We start from the raw sequence: 18,438 nt of genomic DNA on the forward strand, positions 1-18,438 counted from the left end.
TTATGGCTCACCAATTTTATTTCTGTACAAATATATTTTATTTACCGTAATTTTTTCGAATATGTATTATATAAAGCCAGCCTTCATTTTTATGAATCTGCATAATGTACAATATTTCTAAAATACTATTAAAGAAATTAAAATCCTTATTTACAGTTCCTGAGCCTTTTATAGGATTTGTAGATGAATTGAGTGATTCATATGCATATGGTTGGGTATGCAATCAGGATTTTCCTAATCAGCGTTTGATTTGTGAAGCAATTTTGCAGACAACAAATGAAATACTGGTCTCTTCTGTAGCTGATAAATTGCATTATGAAACGATTAAAGAAATTGGAGATGGGAGCTGTTATTATGCATTCTATATGAAATTCCCACGTGTACTCAGTGTGAAAGAGCATGAAAATGTTGTTATTCGAGTAAAAAATTCAAATTATAAAATACCTTTTGCATCAAATATTAGATTGGAATTTCAACCATTTGTACATATGGCAATGGATATTGTTAATAATTGTAACTTACGCTGTCCATTCTGTTTGTATGATTATACCTCGACAAATAAAACATATTTTATGAGTGAAGAGGTCATAGAGTCAGCTTTACGTTTTTTGCCTTATATTCGGAACAGTGAATTTTGGTTTTCATGTCTGCATGAACCTACTCTTCATCCTAAATTAATGGATTATATTGAGAAGGTTCCTGAAATTTATAGAAATAAAATTTTTTTCACAACTAATCTGGCCAAGAGAATGTCAGATCAGTTTTTTTATTGGCTTGTTAATTCCGGGATAGATCATATCAATATTTCCCTTGAATCCTTTGATTCTGTAATTTATGAACAATTGAGAAAAGGTGCCAAACAACATATTTTTTTGGAAAATATGGAGAAGTTGAAAAAAGCGGTCCTGACATCTGTTCATCCAATTAGAATACAATTTATAATCATGGCATATCAGTCCAACGTGAAAGAATTGCCAGATTTATTTAATAGGCTTGTTAATGATTATAATGCTTCTAAAGTGGAAATTCGCAATACATTCGATACCCCTTATCTTTCAAAAGATTTCAAAGAGAGAGAATTTTTAAATGATAGTGATTGGGTGAATTTAAGAAGGTTGTGTAAGACCTTGCCAAATAATGACAAGTTATTTTTTTTACAGGATCTTCAGGTTGAAGAGGCAAATCAAAGGAAAATATCAGTAAATAGATTTGTCGGTCAATTTATGCTTAGATTATCATGGGATGGTCATCTAAAAATATTTGTTGAGGCCTATTCAAATATACAGGGAAAAAAAGTGGAGAAAAATATCTTTGAAACTAATATAAAAGATATTGTTAACATTCATGATTTTTATGATCAGTTAATTGAAATAAGTAATAACATGATAATAAAAAATTAAATTATATCAATTTGATGAATGATTTATTTATAGGATTGATTCAATAAATTGTATGAACAAGGTAAATGAATGATCAATTCAATTATGATGGTCAGTATAGGTGGGGCCTTGGGCTGTCTGTTGCGCTGGTGGTTGGGGATTGCCTTGAACGCTTTTTTTCCTTATTTGCCCCTTGGAACTTTGGCTGCAAATTGTCTTGCTGGTTATTTTATTGGTATTGCCGTGGCAATTTTTGTGGTAATTCCAGTCCTGCTACCATGGCGCCTCTTCATTATTACGGGTTTTTTGGGTGGTTTATCAACCTTTTCATCTTTTTCTGCAGAAGTTGTTCTTTCCATGCAAGAAGGGCGTTTTATGTGGGCAGGAGTTATAGTGTTTACGCATCTTATTTGTTCAATAGGGTTGACCATTCTCGGAATTGCAACGGTCTATATGATGAGATCTTGTTTTCATTGATTGTTTCGCATTCATTTTGTTTACTTCAACTTATTCGTATGATTAGGTAGATTTACTTGAATGGGAAAGCGCAATAGAAGGATAAATTTAAATGAAAAAAATTATTGTAATGATTTTCGGTACGGGGTTATTGGGGGCAGGAATAAATTCAGCTTTTGCCCAAGATTCAAAAAGTAAAGCTCCTTTTGATGAATCAATATGGCGTGTTGAACATTTAAGTCATCAAAAAACATTTATTAAATCCTATCAAAATGATCAGAAATTCACATATTTAAGTTTTAATCCTTATACACATCGAATTAATGGAAGTGGTTTATGTAATAAATTTCTTGGATTTTTTCAAAACAATGGAAACCAAATTACAATCAGTAAAATTGAACGTCAGCAAAATACCTGTTTGGATCCCCAGGTTAATGCGCAGGATGAATTTTTCTTTGACAAGTTAAAATTGGTTAAATCAGTTTCCATTGGTGGAAAATATCTAAGGTTGCTTGATGAAAATAATAAGATATTAATAACCGCAAAATATTTTAAATAATGATAACAAAAGGATGAATGGGTGATTATTTATTCGAATGAGGCAGAGGATCTTAACACGCCAACAGGCTTGATGCGTTGTCATATTTTCCGACCTGTCAAAGAGGGAAAATATACGGCGATCATATTTTACTCCGAAATTTATCAGGTAACTCAGCCAATTCGTCGTTTGGCATCTTATATAGCAGGGCAGGGTTATATTGTTATTGTTCCAGAAGTCTATCATGAATATGAAAATCCAGGGGTTGCCTTGGAATATGATAAGGAAGGGACGGATCGGGGTAACTGTTTGAAATTTGAAAAACCTGTTTCAGCTTATGATTCCGATACGATGTCAGTTATTGAATGGTTAAAAACCTATCCTTATTCTAATGGCAAGATTGGATCAATGGGGGTATGTCTAGGAGGGCATTTAGCGTTAAGAGCTGCCCTGAACCCTGAAATATCAGCAGCTGTCTGTTTTTATGCCACCAATGTGCATGATGCCACCCTTGGTAAGGGGCAAAGGGATGATACCTTGAAACGATTTAAGGATATCAAGGGAAAGGTTATGTTTACGTGGGGAAAACAGGATCCCCATATCCCTTTTGCGGGTCGGCAATTGATTCGTGAAGCCCTGGAAAAAGCAGAGGTTCAGTATGAATGGCATGAATTCAATGCCCAGCACGCTTTTTTAAGGGATGAAGGACCACGCTATGATCCCGCCCTGTTTCAAACCTGTATGGGGCTTGTCATTCGGTTTTTAAGGGATTCTTTTTAGATTGCTGTCGATAAAGTAACGTATGAATGATATTTAAATTTACGTTACTTTAATTTTTAATATTATTTTTCCTCTTTGAGGTATGCCTCAACGGGGCCGTTGAGTTTCATGCTCATGGGCTTGCCACTGCGTGTCAATGTATTGCCGATGGATACCTTGACCCATTGTTCGCTCAGACAATATTCAATAACATTATCTTTTTCCACTCCTTTAAAGCGAATACCAACTCCACGGTTTAAAAGCTCTTCATTATAGTATGGGCTTTGTGGATCGGCAGAAAGGCGATCGGGAAGCGCGTCTGACATTTTTAGGTTTCCTTGTTGTGATTTTAGCGATAAGTTTTTAACTTATTACAAAAAAATGATTCGGCCTGACAAGCAATTTTGCGATTGAAGATTTTAATGGCTGAAAAGGGCATGAACAGATGGAGATAATAAAGTGCGTGGATTTGGCATGAACAGATGGAATAGGTTATTAGTAAATACGATATTGTTTCATGTCGGAATGATCGGTTGTGCAGGAACTTTTTTTCCAGGTCTTGCCCAGGAAAGTCAAACTTTAAACAATCAAGTTCTCATGCGTTATCCAACTTTACATGGGAATAAAATTGTTTTTTCGGCACGGGGTAATCTTTGGCAGGTTTCAAAATCAGGTGGAACGGCCGTTCGGTTGACTTCCGAACAGGGTGAGGATTTGATGCCGAGATTTTCACCGGATGGTCAATGGCTAGCTTTTACAGGAAGCTATCAAGGCAATAGAGATGTTTATCTCATGCCCGCTGCGGGTGGAGAGGTCAAACGATTAACCTATCATTCCGACATTGTTGCTTCTGCACCGGAACGTTGGGGACCTGATAATATGGTTGTCACCTGGACACCGGATTCGAAATCAATCGTATTTTTATCTCGTCGGAATGCGTGGAACAGCTGGATGAGTTTGCCGTTTTCCGTATCCATAAAAGGTGGATTGCCAAAAGCGCTTCCCCTGGATCGTTCTGGATTTTTAAGTTATGATTCTGATGGAAAAAAAATTGCTTATACCCGTATCTATCGTGATTTTCGAACCTGGAAACGTTATGATGGTGGTCTGGCACAGGATATTTATATTTATGATTTTGATACAAAAAAACTGGAACAAATAACTCATTGGAAAGGCACAGATACCACTCCGATGTGGTATCAGGACAAAATTTATTTTTTATCTGACAGGGATGCAAATCGACGCGTTAATTTATGGGTTTATGACAAGACGACAGGAAAAAAACGTCAGGTAACGCATTTCATCGATTATGATATTGATTTTCCGTCATTGGGTGATCAAGGCATTGTCTTTCAACAGGGCGGTCATTTATACGTGCTTGATCTTCCATCGGAGCACCTGCATGAAATCCATGTTATTGTACCGGATGATGGTATAAAAATCATGCGTCGTTATGTGTCTTTGACTGATGATGTACGTAAAACTGATTCTGCCCAACAACCTGATTTCTCGATTGCTCCAAATGGAAAACGGGCCGCTTTTGCCGCAAGGGGAAATATATTCACCGTTCCTGTTGAAAATGGAGCTATCCGAAATTTGATTAATGCAAGTAATGTAGATGCAGATCATCCCGTCTGGTCACCGGATGGGAAATGGATCGCCTATACAACAGATAGTGATGGTGAACAGAATATTGCTGTTCGTCCATCTCTGGGAGGGGCCGAACGGCTTTTAACCCATTTCAAGTCAGGTTATTATTATGCTCCGCGTTTTTCTCCCGATGGAAAACTGCTTGCCTTTTCAGATGGCAACCATAATTTATGGACAGTTGATTTTGAGGGTAAATCCGTAAAAAAAATTGCCACCGATATTCATGCGGAAATACATGATTTTAGTTTTTCTCCTGACAGTCATTGGTTGGTTTATAGTTTAACTCAATCCAATCAGCAACGGGCAATTTGGGCTTATAACTTTGCTACGAATAAGATTGTTCAGCTAACATCCGGAAACAATAATGATTATTTGCCATTATTTTCTGCTGATGGAAAATATTTATATTTTGTTTCCAATCGCCATGAAAATACTGTTTTTGCTGACAATGAAATGAATGCCCTGACGGTTAAAAGCGCGGGAATATATGTGGCAACCCTACAGGTTGCAACCCCATCCTTATTCGCCCCTCGTTCTGATGAGGGAATTGTAGATAAAGATAGGGTTATAAGAGAGAAGGATGGAAAAACGATCTCTTCAATTCAGATCGATGAAAAAGGATTGGAAGGTCGAATTGTTCCCCTACCAATTGAAGGTGGCATGATTACAGATATGCAGATTGCTGGGGATAAGGTTTATTACTTGATGAGTCCTCCACAAACGATTTCTAGTGAATTTCCCGGTGAAAAACCTGCGTTGCATGTTTATGACGTTAAACAGAGGAAAGATACCATAATTGAACAGGGTATTCAGAATTATAGTCTTTCGTATGACGGTCAGAAATTTTTATATAACAAGAATAACCAGTGGGTTATTAGTGATGCCAAGGAAAAACATACGGAAGATAAATCATTAAAGCTTGAATCCTTAACAAGTTTTGTCATTCCGTCTGAAGAGTGGAGGGAAATGTTTGATAATGCCTGGCGTCTACAGCGTGATCTTTTCGTTAATCCCCAAATGAATGGACAGAACTGGCATGAAATTCATGATCGTTATGCCAAATTATTGCCATTGGCTGGATCAAGATCGGATATCAATTATCTTATTGGTCAGATGGTTGGAGAAATCGGCAATTCACATACATATGTTGGAGGTGGAGATCAACAGAATTTGACAAAAAAAGTTCCCACAGTCTTATTGGGGGTTGACTTTGCCTATGATGCACAGAAGCAGCGTTATTATTTGGCAAAAATATATTCCGGGGATAATAGCCGCAAAGCCTATCGCAGTCCTTTATCTGAACCAGGATTTAATATTCATGCAGGTGATTATCTGTTAACGGTAAATGGTCAAGAGGTAAAGAGTGGTATTAACCCTTACCGGTTTTTTGTCGGGCTCGAAAATCCTGTCCAACTCTCTTTTGAGGATCGGCAAACAAAAGCCGTGAAAAATGTAACAGTCAATACGATTAAAAGTGAACTGTCATTAAGAGAGAAAGACTGGATTGAACATAATCGTCGACTGGTTGATCGTTTATCAGGTGGGAAAATAGCCTATATCTATCTTTCAGATATGGAAGAGCTTGGATTGCAGCAGTTTATCCGTCAGTTTTATGCCCAGCTGGATAGACAGGCAGTTATTATTGATGATCGCTGGAACGGTGGTGGTTTTATCGATGAAATTCTTCTTGAGCGTTTAAGGAGAATCTTGGTGGGAATGACCACAAACCGTGAAAAAATGGCTCATTCCTTGCCTGAACAGTTGATTGTTGGACCTAAGGTCACGTTAATCAACCAGTATTCTGCATCTGATGGTGATATCTTTCCTTATTATTTTCGTAAATATGGTTTGGGTAAACTGATTGGCAAGCGAACCTGGGGTGGCGTACGTGGTATTCGCGGTTTTTGGCCGCTAAGGGATGGAGGATATATTACTATTCCAGAAGAAAGCTTGTATGGATTACAATCAGAATGGATTATTGAAAATCACGGGGTCGATCCAGATATTGAAATTGAGAATACTCCAGATGAATTACAGCATGGGCATGATAGACAATTGGAAACGGCAATAGATTATTTGCTAAAAGAGTTAAGGGATCATCCTGTATCTATGCCTCAGTCTCCTTCTTGGAAAACCGCTTATCCTGAGAACGGTATCCCCTTTAACAGGAAATAGGGTTCGAACTGTATGGTATCTTAATATAAGCCATACAGTTATCATTTTTAGAGTTTATATAAGCAGTAAGAAGAGATAACAGCCGTCACATTGATTTTTGAACATTTAAAATGTTGAAAGATCGTTAGTCTTTTAAAAAAGTTTGATGCAGTTTAATAATCTGGTATCCGGAAGCCAAAGTACAATGATCCAATTTTTTACCTTGTTGTACGGGACATTGATACCAATGATAATTTTTATAAAATAACCCATAACCATCTTCTATATTACAGGATTTTTCTAAACTACCTGCAACTATTGGACATTTTTTATATATATTTTGTCTATTTATGAAAAAATAACCATCAGCAGGGGCGCAGTTGATAGTAACAACACCATTTTCCAGCCAGCATCGTTTATATTGGGCGACAGCTTTACAGGTAAACAGGATATTTAGGCTAATTCCAGCAATTATGGTTACAGCCAAAGAGCGCAGATGAAAGATCATTTATCTTTCCAGTTGAGATTAATAGGTAAGTGATCGCAGTCATTATTGTAAGGACTGGTTTTAACCATTTTATAGGGCTATAGTTTTTTTTGAAAGATTTGAAAGAATAAATTTAAAAGGGCTTTCAAAATGAGTAAAAAACAAAATAAATTAATTTTTATGGCCTGCTGCACTGCCTTGTTATTATCGACTGGTACAGCTAAAGCAATCGGTTTAAAGTTTTCCAATCCTCAGCCACATCAGAAAATTAAGGCCGGGAATCAAGAAATTCATTTGGTTTATGACCATGAATTTGATCCTTTCCGCAGTCGTTTGTTATTGATAAATCAATCTGGACAACCTGATTTGATTCCCGCAACAACCGCTTTAAATCACAGGGAAGTTAAAACATCATATCCGTTAAAGGCGGGGCAATATATCTTGCAATGGCATGTTTGGAATTGGAAGGGGGAGGAAAGTACAGGTGAAATTCCTTTTGAGGCTGTTAATCCCTGATTTTGTTCATTCTATTGCCAATCGTAAACCTGCTCCAGCAGCAAGTGGGCAAAAAGGTAGAGCAATAGCAAAACATGCCCCGAGTAATTGAAGATTGGGTAGGAATGCGAGATTATTTAATTTTGCATCAATAAGCATGGTGCCAAAAATAAGGACGGGGGTTAACAAGGGAAAAGTTAATAAAGGGAGCAAAAAAGAGTTTTTCTTGGCTCCAAGGGCAATAGAATTTGTCATTCCCCCGACAAGAGATTGACAGGCGGTTCCAAGTGAAAGGCTGATAATAAAAATGGGCAGGATTGATACGGGCAAGTTATATAAAATTGTTAAGGGGATACTGGCGCAGAGAAGAGGGATTCCTGTACATAACCAGTGACCTGTCATTTTGGTGAAGGCCAAGGTAGAGGGAGATATTCCAAGCAAAAAAAATTGATCCAGGGACCCATCCTCATAATCTTGCTGGTATATGCGTTCCATAGGCAACAAAGCGGCCAACAGGGCGCAAACCCACAAAATGGCGGGGGCTATTTGCTGAAGTCTTTGAGGTTCTGGTCCAAGCGCAAGCGGAAAAAGAGTCGCTGTCAAAATAAAAAACAGGATTGTTCCAATGGTATCACTGGCATGCCGGAAAGAAAGTAATATTTCTCGTTGTAAAAGAAGAATGAAAGGCATGGGAAAGATATCTTAATGTAAGGAAGGAAGTGAAAGATTAAGAGATCTTGCGTTGATCAATGGAAGATCTGTATGTGTACTGACTAAAATCATGCCACCGTTTTTTTGAAAAGAGGCAAATATTTCAGCAAGATTGATCATGTTTTCTCTATCCAATCCAACGGTTGGTTCATCTAGCAACCAAATTGTTGCAGGTTTAAGCAAAATGCGGGCCAGGGCTGTGCGACGTTTTTGACCAGCGGATAATAATCGAACGGGAGTATCAATTAAATGGTATAAATTAAATTTTTTCAAACAATCGTGAAGATTGGTTTTGTAAAATTTTGAATATAACTGCAGGTTCTCTCTCACAGTCATAATCGGTTTTAAGGCGTTTGAATGACCCAACCAGGCAATAGTTTGAAGATAATTTTCATAAGTTTCATGATGTTCAAAGATGTTTCTGGAGTTCCATAAAACATTACCTGAATCTGGTTTTCTGAACCCTGCGAGAATTCTTAATAATGTACTTTTGCCAACGCCATTTGGACCATGGATACAGAGACTTTCCCCTGCAGATAGAGAAAAATTGATATTGTTCAGGACCAGTTTTTCATTTCGAAATGTGGTTAGATTGACAATAGATACGGTCATGAAAAGGGTTTCAAAAATGATTTTAAGTTACAAAAGTACACTGTTTAGTGAAATTGTAAAAGCCCATGAATAATTGCTTTTATGATATTCAAGATATAATAAGTATAGTGTAATTGGCGAGATAACAAATATAAAATGTTGTTTATACACGATTATCTAACGACATAATTTAAGGATATCATTATGAAACTGATTGGTCAGGATAATTTAAAAACATGTAAAACGTTGGAAGTCGATGGAAAAACCTATCATTATTTTTCACTGGTTGAAGCAGAGAAAAAATTGGGTAATTTTCGTCGTTTACCAAATACCTTAAAAGTATTGCTGGAAAATGTTTTACGCTTTGAAAATGGTCAATCTTTTACGGTAGACAATGCCAAGGCAATTATAGAATGGCAAAAGAATCATCATAGCCAGTCCGAAGTGCCTTTTCGTCCTTCCCGTATTTTGATGCAGGATTTTACAGGGGTTCCAGCTGTTGTCGATTTGGCTGCCATGCGTGAAGGAATGACCCAGTTAAAAGGTGATCCGCAAAAGGTTAATCCACTAATTCCGGTAAATCTGGTGATTGATCATTCTGTAATGGTCGATAAATTTGGATCTGATGCGGCACTGAAAGAAAATATAACGCTTGAATTTGAACGAAACGCTGAGCGGTATGCTTTCCTTCGTTGGGGACAAGAAGCGTTCAAAGGTTTTTCCGTTGTTCCACCTGATACTGGAATTTGTCATCAGGTTAATTTGGAACATATTGCCAAGGTTGTTTGGCTTCGTGATGAAGATGGAAAAACCTATGCCTATCCAGACACTCTTTTTGGAACAGATTCCCATACAACAATGGTCAACGGATTGGGTGTTCTTGGCTGGGGTGTTGGAGGTATCGAAGCTGAAGCAGCCATGTTGGGGCAACCGATTACAATGTTAATACCGGATGTTATCGGCTTCCGGTTAACAGGAAAATTGGCAAAGGGTGTAACTGCAACAGATCTTGTTCTGACAATTACACAGATGTTACGTAAGAAGGGTGTTGTTGGCAAGTTTGTTGAATTTTATGGTCCGGCTTTGGATCATTTACCACTTTATACACGGGCTACAATTGCAAATATGGCACCTGAATATGGCGCAACATGTGGGTTCTTCCCGGTTGACCAGCAAGCTTTGGATTACCTCAAATTAACCGGTCGTGACGATCATCAGATTAAGTTGGTGGAAGCTTATCTTAAAGCACAGGGTATGTTCCGTGAAGCGAATGCGGAAGAACCAGAATTTACTGATACTTTGGAACTGGATATTGGTAATGTTGTTCCCTCTATTTCAGGTCCTCGTCGTCCACAAGATCGTATCAGCCTCAGCGATGCAACCTCTGCATTCGTCAAAGAGCTGTCTTCAGGATTCCATGTTGAAGGTAAAGATCAAGATGTCGCTTGTGCTGTTGCCGGTAAAGATTTTAAACTCGAACATGGTTCAGTTGTAATTGCGGCAATTACTTCATGCACCAATACCTCTAATACGGAAGTGATGATTGCTGCTGGTTTATTGGCAAAAAAAGCACATGCTTTGGGATTGAAGCGGAAGCCTTGGGTTAAAACGTCTCTTGCACCTGGTTCAAAAGTTGTTACTGAATATTTAGAAAAGGCCGGGTTAATTCCATCTCTTGATGCGCTTGGATTCAATATTGTTGGATATGGTTGTACAACCTGTATCGGAAATTCCGGTCCTCTGGCACCAGAAATTGTTGACACTATCGAAAATAACAATTTGGTGGCAACAGCGGTTCTTTCGGGAAACCGTAACTTTGAGGGACGTATTTCTCCAAACGTTCGCGCAAACTATCTGGCAAGTCCACCGTTGGTAGTCGCTTATGCTTTATTGGGAACCTTGCGTAAGGATATTACAAAGGATCCTATTGGTGTTTCCAAGGATGGTAAGGAAATTTATCTACATGATATTTGGCCTTCAACAGAGGAAATCAAAGAGGTAATGGCAGCAGCGATTACGCGTGAAGAATTCCGTAAGGGATATGATAATATCAGTAAAGGTACGGTTGAATGGCAGAGATTGGCTGTGGCAACTGGATCTCAGACTTATGATTGGGATTCAAAATCAACCTATGTTCGTAATCCTCCCTATTTTGAAGGAATGAAGCGGCATCCTGAAGCCCGTCATGATATTAAAGGGGCAAGAATATTGGCGTTATTAGGGGATAATGTTACAACAGATCATATATCTCCAGCTGGTTCCATTCGTAAAGATTCCCCTGCTGGCAGATATTTGACTGAACATGGAGTTAGGGTGGAGGACTTTAACTCGTATGGTTCACGTCGTGGTAATCATGAGGTCATGATGCGTGGCACTTTTGCCAATATCCGTATTCGTAATGAAATGGTTCCAGGAGTTGAAGGTGGATATAGCAAGCATTATCCTGATAGTAAGGAAGGGGCAATCTATGATGTTGCCATGGAATACCAAAAAGAAAATACACCATTGGTTGTTTTTGGCGGTAAAGAATACGGAATGGGTTCCTCCCGTGACTGGGCGGCAAAAGGTACGACGTTGTTGGGAGTAAAAGCCGTTATTGCTGAAAGTTTTGAACGTATTCATCGTTCTAATCTTGTTGGAATGGGTGTATTGCCACTCTTATTTGAGGAGGGTACAACACGTAAAACGTTGGGATTGAAGGGTGATGAAAAAATCGATATTTTGGGTATCGAAACTTTAAAACCGCGTCAAAAAATGATTATGAGAATAACTCGCAATGATGGTTCACATCAGGATATTCCTGTGATCTGTCGTGTTGATACGCAAGAAGAGGTAGAATATTATCGTAATGGTGGCATTTTGCCTTATGTTCTCAGACTAATGGCCTAAGTCTTAAAATCTGTTTTAAAGTGTAAGTGACCTGTTTATTTGTTAAACAGGTCACTTTTCATTTGTAATATATCCAAACATAACGTGTCATTATCATGGAATTATAAATATTTGGATTTGTTACTTGTAAAGCATTTATAAGATTGTTAAATTAATACAAAATTGTCTTCCGTTAGATGTGGGGGGTGGCCTTAGTCGGCCGCCTTTTTTATTTTGGAATCCGTAGAAAATATTTCTGATGTACGTATTGAACAACGTGTTATCGCTTTGATTGAACCCATTTTGATTAATATGGGATATGAGTTGGTTAGAGTGGCTTTGTTGGGCAAACAAGCTTTGACCTTACAGATTATGGTGGATCGGGCTGATGGTAGTCTGATTAATGTTGAGGATTGTGAACAGATTAGTCACGCTGTAAGTGCTGTAATGGATGTTCATGATCCTATGGAAGGTGCCTGGACATTGGAGGTTTCCTCCGCCGGAATCGATCGTCCCTTGGTGCGCGTAAAAGATTGGAACCGTTTTGCGGGTCATCTTGCCAAAGTGGAAATGATGATTCCAATTGAAGGCAGAAGACGGTTTTCCGGGATTGCCCTGGGAGCGGATGAACAGAATGCGCGTATGCGTTTAGATACAGGTTCTGAAATTGAATTGCCTTTGTCAGAAATACGCAAGGCTAAATTGGTGCTGACTGATTCTTTAATTGATGCATGCAGTCATATGGTCAATGCTTTATCTGGGTCGGAAACTGAATAAAGTATAAGTGAAAATAAAATCAAAACCGGTTTAATCTGGTATAATAGATTGTGAGGTTAAAATGGATACGTCTGTTGCTCGTCCTGAATTGTTATTGGTTGCTGATGCTGTTGCACGTGAAAAAGCCATTAGCCGGGAAGAGATTCTCGAAGCGATGGAACAGGCCATTCAAAAGGCTGGACGCGCTAAATATGGTCATGAAAAAGACATTCGTGCGATAATTGATCGTAAGACGGGAGAGGTGCGCCTTTCCCGATGGACAGAAGTCGTGGAGGAAGTTGAAAATGAGGCTTCACAAATTCCATATAAAATTGCGCTCAAGATACAGCCTGATATTAAGATTGGTGAATATCTTATTGATCCATTGCCACCCATAGATTTTGGCCGTATCGCTGCACAGACTGCAAAGCAGGTTATCGTGCAACGTGTTCGTGAATGTGAACGGAATCGTCAATATGAGGATTTCAAGGACCGTATTGGTGAAATTGTGAATGGAACAGTGAAACGAACTGAATATGGCAATCTGTTGGTGGAAATTGGCAGTGTCGAAGCTTTGTTAAGGCGTGATGAATTGATTCCAAGAGAAAACTTTCGGAATTCAGAGCGTGTAAGAGCCTATATTTGTGATGTCCGTAAGGAGCCACGTGGTCCACAGATCTTTTTATCTAGGACGCACCCCGCATTTTTGGCGAAATTGTTTGCACAGGAAGTGCCTGAAATCTATGATGGTATTATCGAGATTAAGGCAGTCGCCAGAGATCCGGGTTCCCGAGCGAAAATGGCTGTTATTTCAAAAGACAGTACCATTGATCCTGTTGGTGCTTGTGTTGGAGTCAGGGGGTCTCGTGTACAAGCTGTAGTACAGGAATTGCAAGGGGAAAAAATTGATATCATTCCTTGGAGCGGTCAGGCGGCCACCTTTGTCGTGAATGCCTTGGCACCGGCGGAAGTTACAAAAGTTGTCATGGATGAGGAAGCTGGGCGTGTGGAGGTTGTGGTTCCAGATGATCAATTGAGTTTAGCTATTGGACGTCGTGGACAAAATGTTCGTTTGGCCAGTCAATTGACACGATGGGACATTGATATTCTGACCGAAACAGAAGAATCAGATCGTAGACAAGAAGAATTCCGTCGCAGATCCGCTATTTTTGCCGAAGAGCTGGATGTTGATGATGTGATTGCCGGCCTGTTGGTTACAGAAGGTTTTCATACTATTGAGGAGCTTGCTTTTGCCGATCCCCAGGAATTGGCTGAAATTGAAGGTTTTGATGCAAATATCGCGCAAGAGCTTGTCCAGAGGGCAGAAGAATGTTTGGAAAAACAACATCGTTCTCTGGATGAGAAAAGGCAGGCTCTTGGGGTTTCGGATGAGCTTGTGGAACTTGATTGCTTTACACAACAAATGTTGATCTTATTGGGTGAAAAAGGGGTGAAAACGCTCGATGATTTAGCTGACCTTGCCAGTGATGAACTGATCGAGATTCTTGGTGCAGATGCAATTGATGAAGAAACAGCCAATGCAATTATTATGCAGGCCAGAGAACATTGGTTTGAAGAAGAGGGAGGCGAGGAAAGTCAAGATAAAGAATAAAATTTGATAATGATATTTAAATGATTAGGCTTCATGGGAGGCCTAATCATTTTGATTTATTATTTTCTTTTAATTTTGAATAGTTTACGCTAATGAATAAAAGTCCTGATAGCTCGGCGAATCGTCAACGTTTCTGTGTGGTTACAAGGGAAAGAGATGATCCTGAAAATTTAATTCGTTTTGTTTTGTCGCCAGATGGATATATTGTTCCAGATTTGACAGAACGGCTTCCTGGAAGAGGGATGTGGTTGAAAGCCGATAAAAATATCATACATAAGGCGATAGAAATGCGTTCGTTCTCACGTGCAATGCAATGTCAGGTTACGGTTCCGGAAAATTTGGTGTCAATAATTAGGGATGGTTTGCGGAATAAAATTAAGGATACATTTGGTTTTGCAAGACGTGCTGGACAGATTACGTACGGTTTTGTAAAAGTAAGAGAAAAGATTTCTCAGAATATTGCTGGATTGATTATACAGGCTATAGATGGTAGTGAAGAAGAAAAAAAGCGTATATTATCAGGAACGGGTCTTTTACCTGTCATGGCAGTTTTTACGGCAAAAGAATTGGGAATGATTTTTGGTCGAGAATATATAGTTCATGCAGCAATTTACAGGGGACCGTTTGTAAAACAAATTCTTTTTGATAATAAACGGTTATCAGGAATAATAAATTAGGGTATAAATCGATGGAATAAGTCAACCCATCGAAAATGGATTTAAGAACAGGCAGGTATATGAGCGAAGGCAACGATCAAGAACAAGGACAGGGTAAAAAACGTTTATCTTTACGTTCATCAGTAAAAAGGGACGTGGGGCAGACTGTCGATGCCGGATCTATTAGGCAAAGTTTTAGCCATGGACGCAGCAAGGTTGTCCAGGTTGAAGTACGTAAAAAGCGTAGTGCGCCTGGCAGTAAGGAAAAACAGGTTAATAGTGTCCGTAAACCTGCGGCAAAAAAAGCATCTGCTGGTTCGAGTAAACGCTCCTTGACAGCTGCAGAATTAGCCATCAGACAGCGTGTTCTGGAAGAACAAAAGCTTGAACAGCAGCGTAAAAATCTTGAACGTCAAGAACAGGAAAAAATATCTATTCTTTCAGAAGCGGAGAGATTACGTAAAAAACAGGAAGAAGAGAAAGTTCTAGCCAAGGCACAGGCAGAGGCTGAAAAGGCTGCGCAGGAAGAAGGCAAGGAAACTGTTGAGCAGGAAAAAATTGCTGTATCTGAGACAGAAGAAGAATCTAAAAAAACTATAAAATCCAAAAAAACGAAAACTGCATCTGAACCTCCATTACGTCGGGTCAAGGTTTCCAAGGTTCCTATTCCTGGTGAAATTACCTTGGCACCAGAGCCTGTTCCTGTGGAACCTTTGGCAAAAAGGGCTATTTTGCCTGAAAAACCTGTGGTGAGTGAGTCTGTTAAGAATGGAGAATCCGTATCTGGTAAAACCTCAGTAAAAAATTCAAGTGAATCTGTTCTCAATGTCAAAACATCTGAAAAAGACGGAAAAATAAATAAGAAATCTGTTGAATCTTCACGCAGGATTAATGTTCAGGATGATATGGATTCTGATGAAGGGGAAGGTCGTCGTGGTTCGTCCCGTCGTGGAAGCGGTGTAAATCGTAAAAGCAGTAGTCGAGGCAAGGGGGATGGTCGACGTTCTGGTAAAATAGATATTCAGGCAGCGATTGAGGGCGAGGATGATAATAAAGTTCGTTCGTTGGCTTCGGTACGTCGTCAAAGAGAACGTGAACGCCGTCAAGCAGAGTTGGAGAAATTACGTACGGATCAGGTAAAGGTTGTTCGTGATGTCACTCTTCCAGAAACAATTACCGTACAAGAACTTGCCAATCGTATGGCTGCACGCCAAGGAGTCGTTATTAAAGCCCTGATGAAAATGGGTGTGATGGCAACAGTTAATCAGTCATTGGATGCAGACACGGCCGAATTGATTATCGAGGAATTTGGTCATCGTGTGCATAGGGTTGCCGATAGTGATGTTGAACTTGGTATTGAAGGTGTAGAGGATAAGGATGAGGATAAATTGCCCCGTCCACCTGTTGTAGCGGTGATGGGACATGTTGATCATGGTAAAACCTCTTTGCTGGATGCTCTGCGGACAACGGATATTGCGCATAAGGAGGCTGGTGGGATTACCCAGCATATTGGCGCCTATCAGGTTAGAATGCAGTCAGGTGCTAAAATCACCTTTTTAGATACGCCTGGTCATGAGGCATTCACGGCGATGCGTTCCAGGGGAGCGTCAGTGACGGATATCGTGGTGCTTGTTGTTGCTGCGGATGATGGGGTCATGCCTCAGACAATTGAGGCAATTAAACATGCTAAAGCTGCAAATGTTCCAATTATTGTCGCCATTAATAAATGTGATTTGCCTGGAGCCAATCCTGACCGTGTAAGACAGGAGCTTTTGAATCATGAAATCGTCGTTGAGAAAATGGGGGGTGATACTCAGGATGTTGAAGTTTCGGCTAAAAAACATATCGGTTTGGACAAACTGGAAGAAGCAATCATTTTGCTGGCTGAATTGTTGGAATTAAAAGCAAACCCGAATAGAGTGGCAGAGGGTGCTGTTATTGAAAGCCGTTTGGACAAGGGACGTGGACCTGTTGCGACTTTATTGGTTCAGAAAGGAACCTTGAATAAAGGAGATGTTATTGTCGCTGGTTCTGAATGGGGTCGTGTTCGTGCGATGCTGGATGATAAAAGCAAGAATATGAAAAAAGCTGGACCTTCCACACCCGTAGAGCTTTTGGGTTTAACGGGTGTACCTCGTGCTGGTGAGCCTTTTGTTGTTGTGGATAATGAAAGTAAAGCTCGTGAAATTTCTGAATTTAGGCAACGTAAGGCTCGTGAAAAACAGGCAGCGGTTAGAATGGCTGCACGTGGAACCTTGGATCAGATGCTTGCGCGTATTCAAGCAAATGAGCAAAAAGAAATTGCTGTCTTAATCAAGGCTGATGTTCAGGGATCTGCTGAGGCTATTCAGGCGACAGTTCAGAAACTTGAACATGAGGAAATTAAAGTTCGCGTTTTATCCGCAACAGTTGGTCAGATTACGGAAAGTGATGTTCAACTTGCCAAAGCATCACAGGCTATCATTATCGCCTTTAATGTAAGGGCAACAACGCAGGCTAGAGAACTTGCGCAGCATGAAGGTGTTGATATTCATTACTATTCAATTATTTATCAGGTGGTTGATGATATTGAACAGATTATTAAAGGACGTATTGCACCAAAACAGCGTGAGAAATTCTTGGGTTATGCAGAAATTCGTAAAGTCTTTACCATTAGTAAAACTGGTAAGGTTGCAGGATGTTACGTAACACAGGGCGTGGTTCGTCGAGGCTGCGGTGTTCGGTTGTTGCGTGATAATGTTGTTATTCATCAGGGTAATTTAAGCCAGCTTAAACGTTTCAAGGATGATGTCAAAGAAGTGGCACATGATTATGAATGTGGACTTTCTTTTTCAGGATACAATGACTTGCGAGAGGGAGACGTTGTTGAATGTTATGAAATTGAAACAGTACAGGCTTGATGGATAAATTTATAGTAACTGGGAAGGATTTTTTGAAAAAGGATTCAAAAGGCCCTTCTCAACGGCAATTGCGCGTTGCTGAAGAAATCAGGCATATTTTGGCAGATTTATTCATCCGGATCGAATTTCGTGTGCCTGAACTTCAGGGACAGAAATTTACAGTAACGGAAGTGCGCATGACGCCTGATTTGCGTCATGCAATTGTATATATTTCTCACTTAGGGAAAAGTGATGTAGGGGATTTTTTACCTGCATTAAAACGAGTTGCACCTTATTTGAGAAATCAGCTATCACAAAAAATTAGACTTAAATTTTTACCTGATTTGAGATTTCAGCCTGATACAACTTTGGACTATGCAGCTAAGATTGATGCAGTGCTGAATAGTCCGGAAGTTTTGAGAGACCTTGAAAAAGAAAATCAATAAT

Annotated in this window: 15 protein-coding genes and 2 pseudogenes; 13 read left to right on the plus strand and 4 right to left on the minus strand. The window is 39.4% G+C overall.

Going from position 1 to position 18,438, the window contains the following annotated elements; genetic code table 11:
* Positions 1-104 precede the first annotated feature (104 nt).
* The 4 genes from U0839_RS03835 to U0839_RS03850 all read left to right on the plus strand — a co-directional run bounded on the left by U0839_RS03835 (position 105) and on the right by U0839_RS03850 (position 3,153).
* A complete protein-coding gene (locus U0839_RS03835) occupies positions 105-1,400 on the plus strand; it encodes a radical SAM protein (protein WP_155566054.1) in 1,296 nt (431 codons plus the stop codon).
* Between the two features lie 69 nt (positions 1,401-1,469).
* Positions 1,470-1,856, plus strand: coding sequence for a fluoride efflux transporter CrcB (crcB, locus tag U0839_RS03840; protein ID WP_155566053.1), 387 nt, complete (start codon positions 1,470-1,472; stop codon positions 1,854-1,856).
* Positions 1,857-1,947: 91 nt separating this feature from the next.
* Positions 1,948-2,394, plus strand: coding sequence for an META domain-containing protein (locus tag U0839_RS03845; RefSeq protein ID WP_155566052.1), 447 nt, complete (start codon positions 1,948-1,950; stop codon positions 2,392-2,394).
* A gap of 21 nt (positions 2,395-2,415) precedes the next feature.
* Entirely contained in the window at positions 2,416-3,153 is a 738-nt protein-coding gene (locus U0839_RS03850; RefSeq protein WP_370533617.1) for a dienelactone hydrolase family protein, read from the plus strand.
* 62 nt (positions 3,154-3,215) lie between these two features.
* On the opposite strand, the gene U0839_RS03855 is transcribed toward U0839_RS03850, so the two are convergent.
* A complete protein-coding gene (locus U0839_RS03855) occupies positions 3,216-3,458 on the minus strand; it encodes a DUF3297 family protein (RefSeq protein WP_110439118.1) in 243 nt (80 codons plus the stop codon).
* Between the two features lie 133 nt (positions 3,459-3,591).
* On the opposite strand from U0839_RS03855, the gene U0839_RS03860 reads away from it, so the two are divergent.
* On the plus strand, positions 3,592-6,957 hold the full coding sequence (locus tag U0839_RS03860; protein WP_155566051.1) for a S41 family peptidase: 3,366 nt from the start codon (positions 3,592-3,594) through the stop codon (positions 6,955-6,957).
* A gap of 124 nt (positions 6,958-7,081) precedes the next feature.
* Here U0839_RS03860 and U0839_RS03865 read toward each other — a convergent pair whose 3' ends face one another.
* Complete coding sequence (locus tag U0839_RS03865) at positions 7,082-7,444, minus strand: hypothetical protein (protein ID WP_155566050.1); 363 nt, start codon at positions 7,442-7,444, stop codon at positions 7,082-7,084.
* A 129-nt stretch (positions 7,445-7,573) separates the two neighbouring features.
* Between U0839_RS03865 and U0839_RS03870 the strand changes: the two genes are divergently transcribed.
* Positions 7,574-7,939 (plus strand): copper resistance protein CopC, encoded by a 366-nt coding sequence (locus U0839_RS03870; RefSeq protein ID WP_155566049.1) that lies wholly within the window; start codon positions 7,574-7,576, stop codon positions 7,937-7,939.
* 6 nt (positions 7,940-7,945) lie between these two features.
* Here U0839_RS03870 and ccmB read toward each other — a convergent pair whose 3' ends face one another.
* Both ccmB and ccmA read right to left on the minus strand, forming a co-directional pair.
* Positions 7,946-8,608 carry a heme exporter protein CcmB gene (ccmB, locus tag U0839_RS03875; protein ID WP_155566048.1) on the minus strand — a complete coding sequence of 221 codons (663 nt, stop codon included), beginning with the start codon at positions 8,606-8,608 and terminating at the stop codon, positions 7,946-7,948.
* A gap of 12 nt (positions 8,609-8,620) precedes the next feature.
* The gene (gene ccmA / locus U0839_RS03880) at positions 8,621-9,241 is read right to left on the minus strand and encodes a heme ABC exporter ATP-binding protein CcmA (protein ID WP_155566047.1); all 621 of its coding nucleotides are present in this window, start codon (positions 9,239-9,241) and stop codon (positions 8,621-8,623) included.
* Between the two features lie 183 nt (positions 9,242-9,424).
* On the opposite strand from ccmA, the gene acnA reads away from it, so the two are divergent.
* The 7 genes and pseudogenes from acnA to rbfA all read left to right on the plus strand — a co-directional run bounded on the left by acnA (position 9,425) and on the right by rbfA (position 18,437).
* The gene (gene acnA / locus U0839_RS03885; protein WP_155566046.1) at positions 9,425-12,109 is read left to right on the plus strand and encodes an aconitate hydratase AcnA; all 2,685 of its coding nucleotides are present in this window, start codon (positions 9,425-9,427) and stop codon (positions 12,107-12,109) included.
* Between the two features lie 213 nt (positions 12,110-12,322).
* On the plus strand, positions 12,323-12,865 hold the full coding sequence (rimP, locus tag U0839_RS03890; RefSeq protein WP_155566045.1) for a ribosome maturation factor RimP: 543 nt from the start codon (positions 12,323-12,325) through the stop codon (positions 12,863-12,865).
* A gap of 61 nt (positions 12,866-12,926) precedes the next feature.
* Positions 12,927-14,456 (plus strand): transcription termination factor NusA, encoded by a 1,530-nt coding sequence (nusA, locus tag U0839_RS03895; protein WP_155566044.1) that lies wholly within the window; start codon positions 12,927-12,929, stop codon positions 14,454-14,456.
* A 92-nt stretch (positions 14,457-14,548) separates the two neighbouring features.
* Positions 14,549-15,133, plus strand: a complete 585-nt coding sequence (locus tag U0839_RS03900; RefSeq protein WP_155566043.1) for an RNA-binding protein — start codon at positions 14,549-14,551, stop codon at positions 15,131-15,133.
* 59 nt (positions 15,134-15,192) lie between these two features.
* Positions 15,193-15,861: pseudogene (locus U0839_RS03905) on the plus strand (translation initiation factor IF-2 associated domain-containing protein); the annotation flags it as partial.
* Positions 15,862-16,035: 174 nt separating this feature from the next.
* Positions 16,036-18,012: pseudogene (infB, locus tag U0839_RS03910) on the plus strand (translation initiation factor IF-2); the annotation flags it as partial.
* A complete protein-coding gene (rbfA, locus tag U0839_RS03915) occupies positions 18,012-18,437 on the plus strand; it encodes a 30S ribosome-binding factor RbfA (protein ID WP_122124118.1) in 426 nt (141 codons plus the stop codon). The pseudogene infB and the gene rbfA, both read left to right, overlap by 1 nt.
* Position 18,438: the final 1 nt, after the last annotated feature.

This window comes from Commensalibacter sp. A3DC (genome assembly GCF_047307945.1).
Taxonomy (GTDB): domain Bacteria; phylum Pseudomonadota; class Alphaproteobacteria; order Acetobacterales; family Acetobacteraceae; genus Commensalibacter; species Commensalibacter melissae.

What these genes read in the sequence shown, in the direction of transcription:
- ccmB (WP_155566048.1), bottom strand. Translation starts at nt 8,608, where the DNA reads ATGCCTTTCATTCTTCTTTTACAACGAGAAATATTACTTTCTTTCCGG.
- U0839_RS03865 (WP_155566050.1), bottom strand. Translation starts at nt 7,444, where the DNA reads ATGATCTTTCATCTGCGCTCTTTGGCTGTAACCATAATTGCTGGAATT.
- U0839_RS03870 (WP_155566049.1), top strand. Translation starts at nt 7,574, where the DNA reads ATGAGTAAAAAACAAAATAAATTAATTTTTATGGCCTGCTGCACTGCC.
- nusA (WP_155566044.1), top strand. Translation starts at nt 12,927, where the DNA reads ATGGATACGTCTGTTGCTCGTCCTGAATTGTTATTGGTTGCTGATGCT.
- U0839_RS03900 (WP_155566043.1), top strand. Translation starts at nt 14,549, where the DNA reads ATGAATAAAAGTCCTGATAGCTCGGCGAATCGTCAACGTTTCTGTGTG.
- ccmA (WP_155566047.1), bottom strand. Translation starts at nt 9,241, where the DNA reads ATGACCGTATCTATTGTCAATCTAACCACATTTCGAAATGAAAAACTG.
- rbfA (WP_122124118.1), top strand. Translation starts at nt 18,012, where the DNA reads ATGGATAAATTTATAGTAACTGGGAAGGATTTTTTGAAAAAGGATTCA.
- U0839_RS03855 (WP_110439118.1), bottom strand. Translation starts at nt 3,458, where the DNA reads ATGTCAGACGCGCTTCCCGATCGCCTTTCTGCCGATCCACAAAGCCCA.
- U0839_RS03835 (WP_155566054.1), top strand. Translation starts at nt 105, where the DNA reads ATGTACAATATTTCTAAAATACTATTAAAGAAATTAAAATCCTTATTT.
- crcB (WP_155566053.1), top strand. Translation starts at nt 1,470, where the DNA reads ATGATCAATTCAATTATGATGGTCAGTATAGGTGGGGCCTTGGGCTGT.
- acnA (WP_155566046.1), top strand. Translation starts at nt 9,425, where the DNA reads ATGAAACTGATTGGTCAGGATAATTTAAAAACATGTAAAACGTTGGAA.
- U0839_RS03845 (WP_155566052.1), top strand. Translation starts at nt 1,948, where the DNA reads ATGAAAAAAATTATTGTAATGATTTTCGGTACGGGGTTATTGGGGGCA.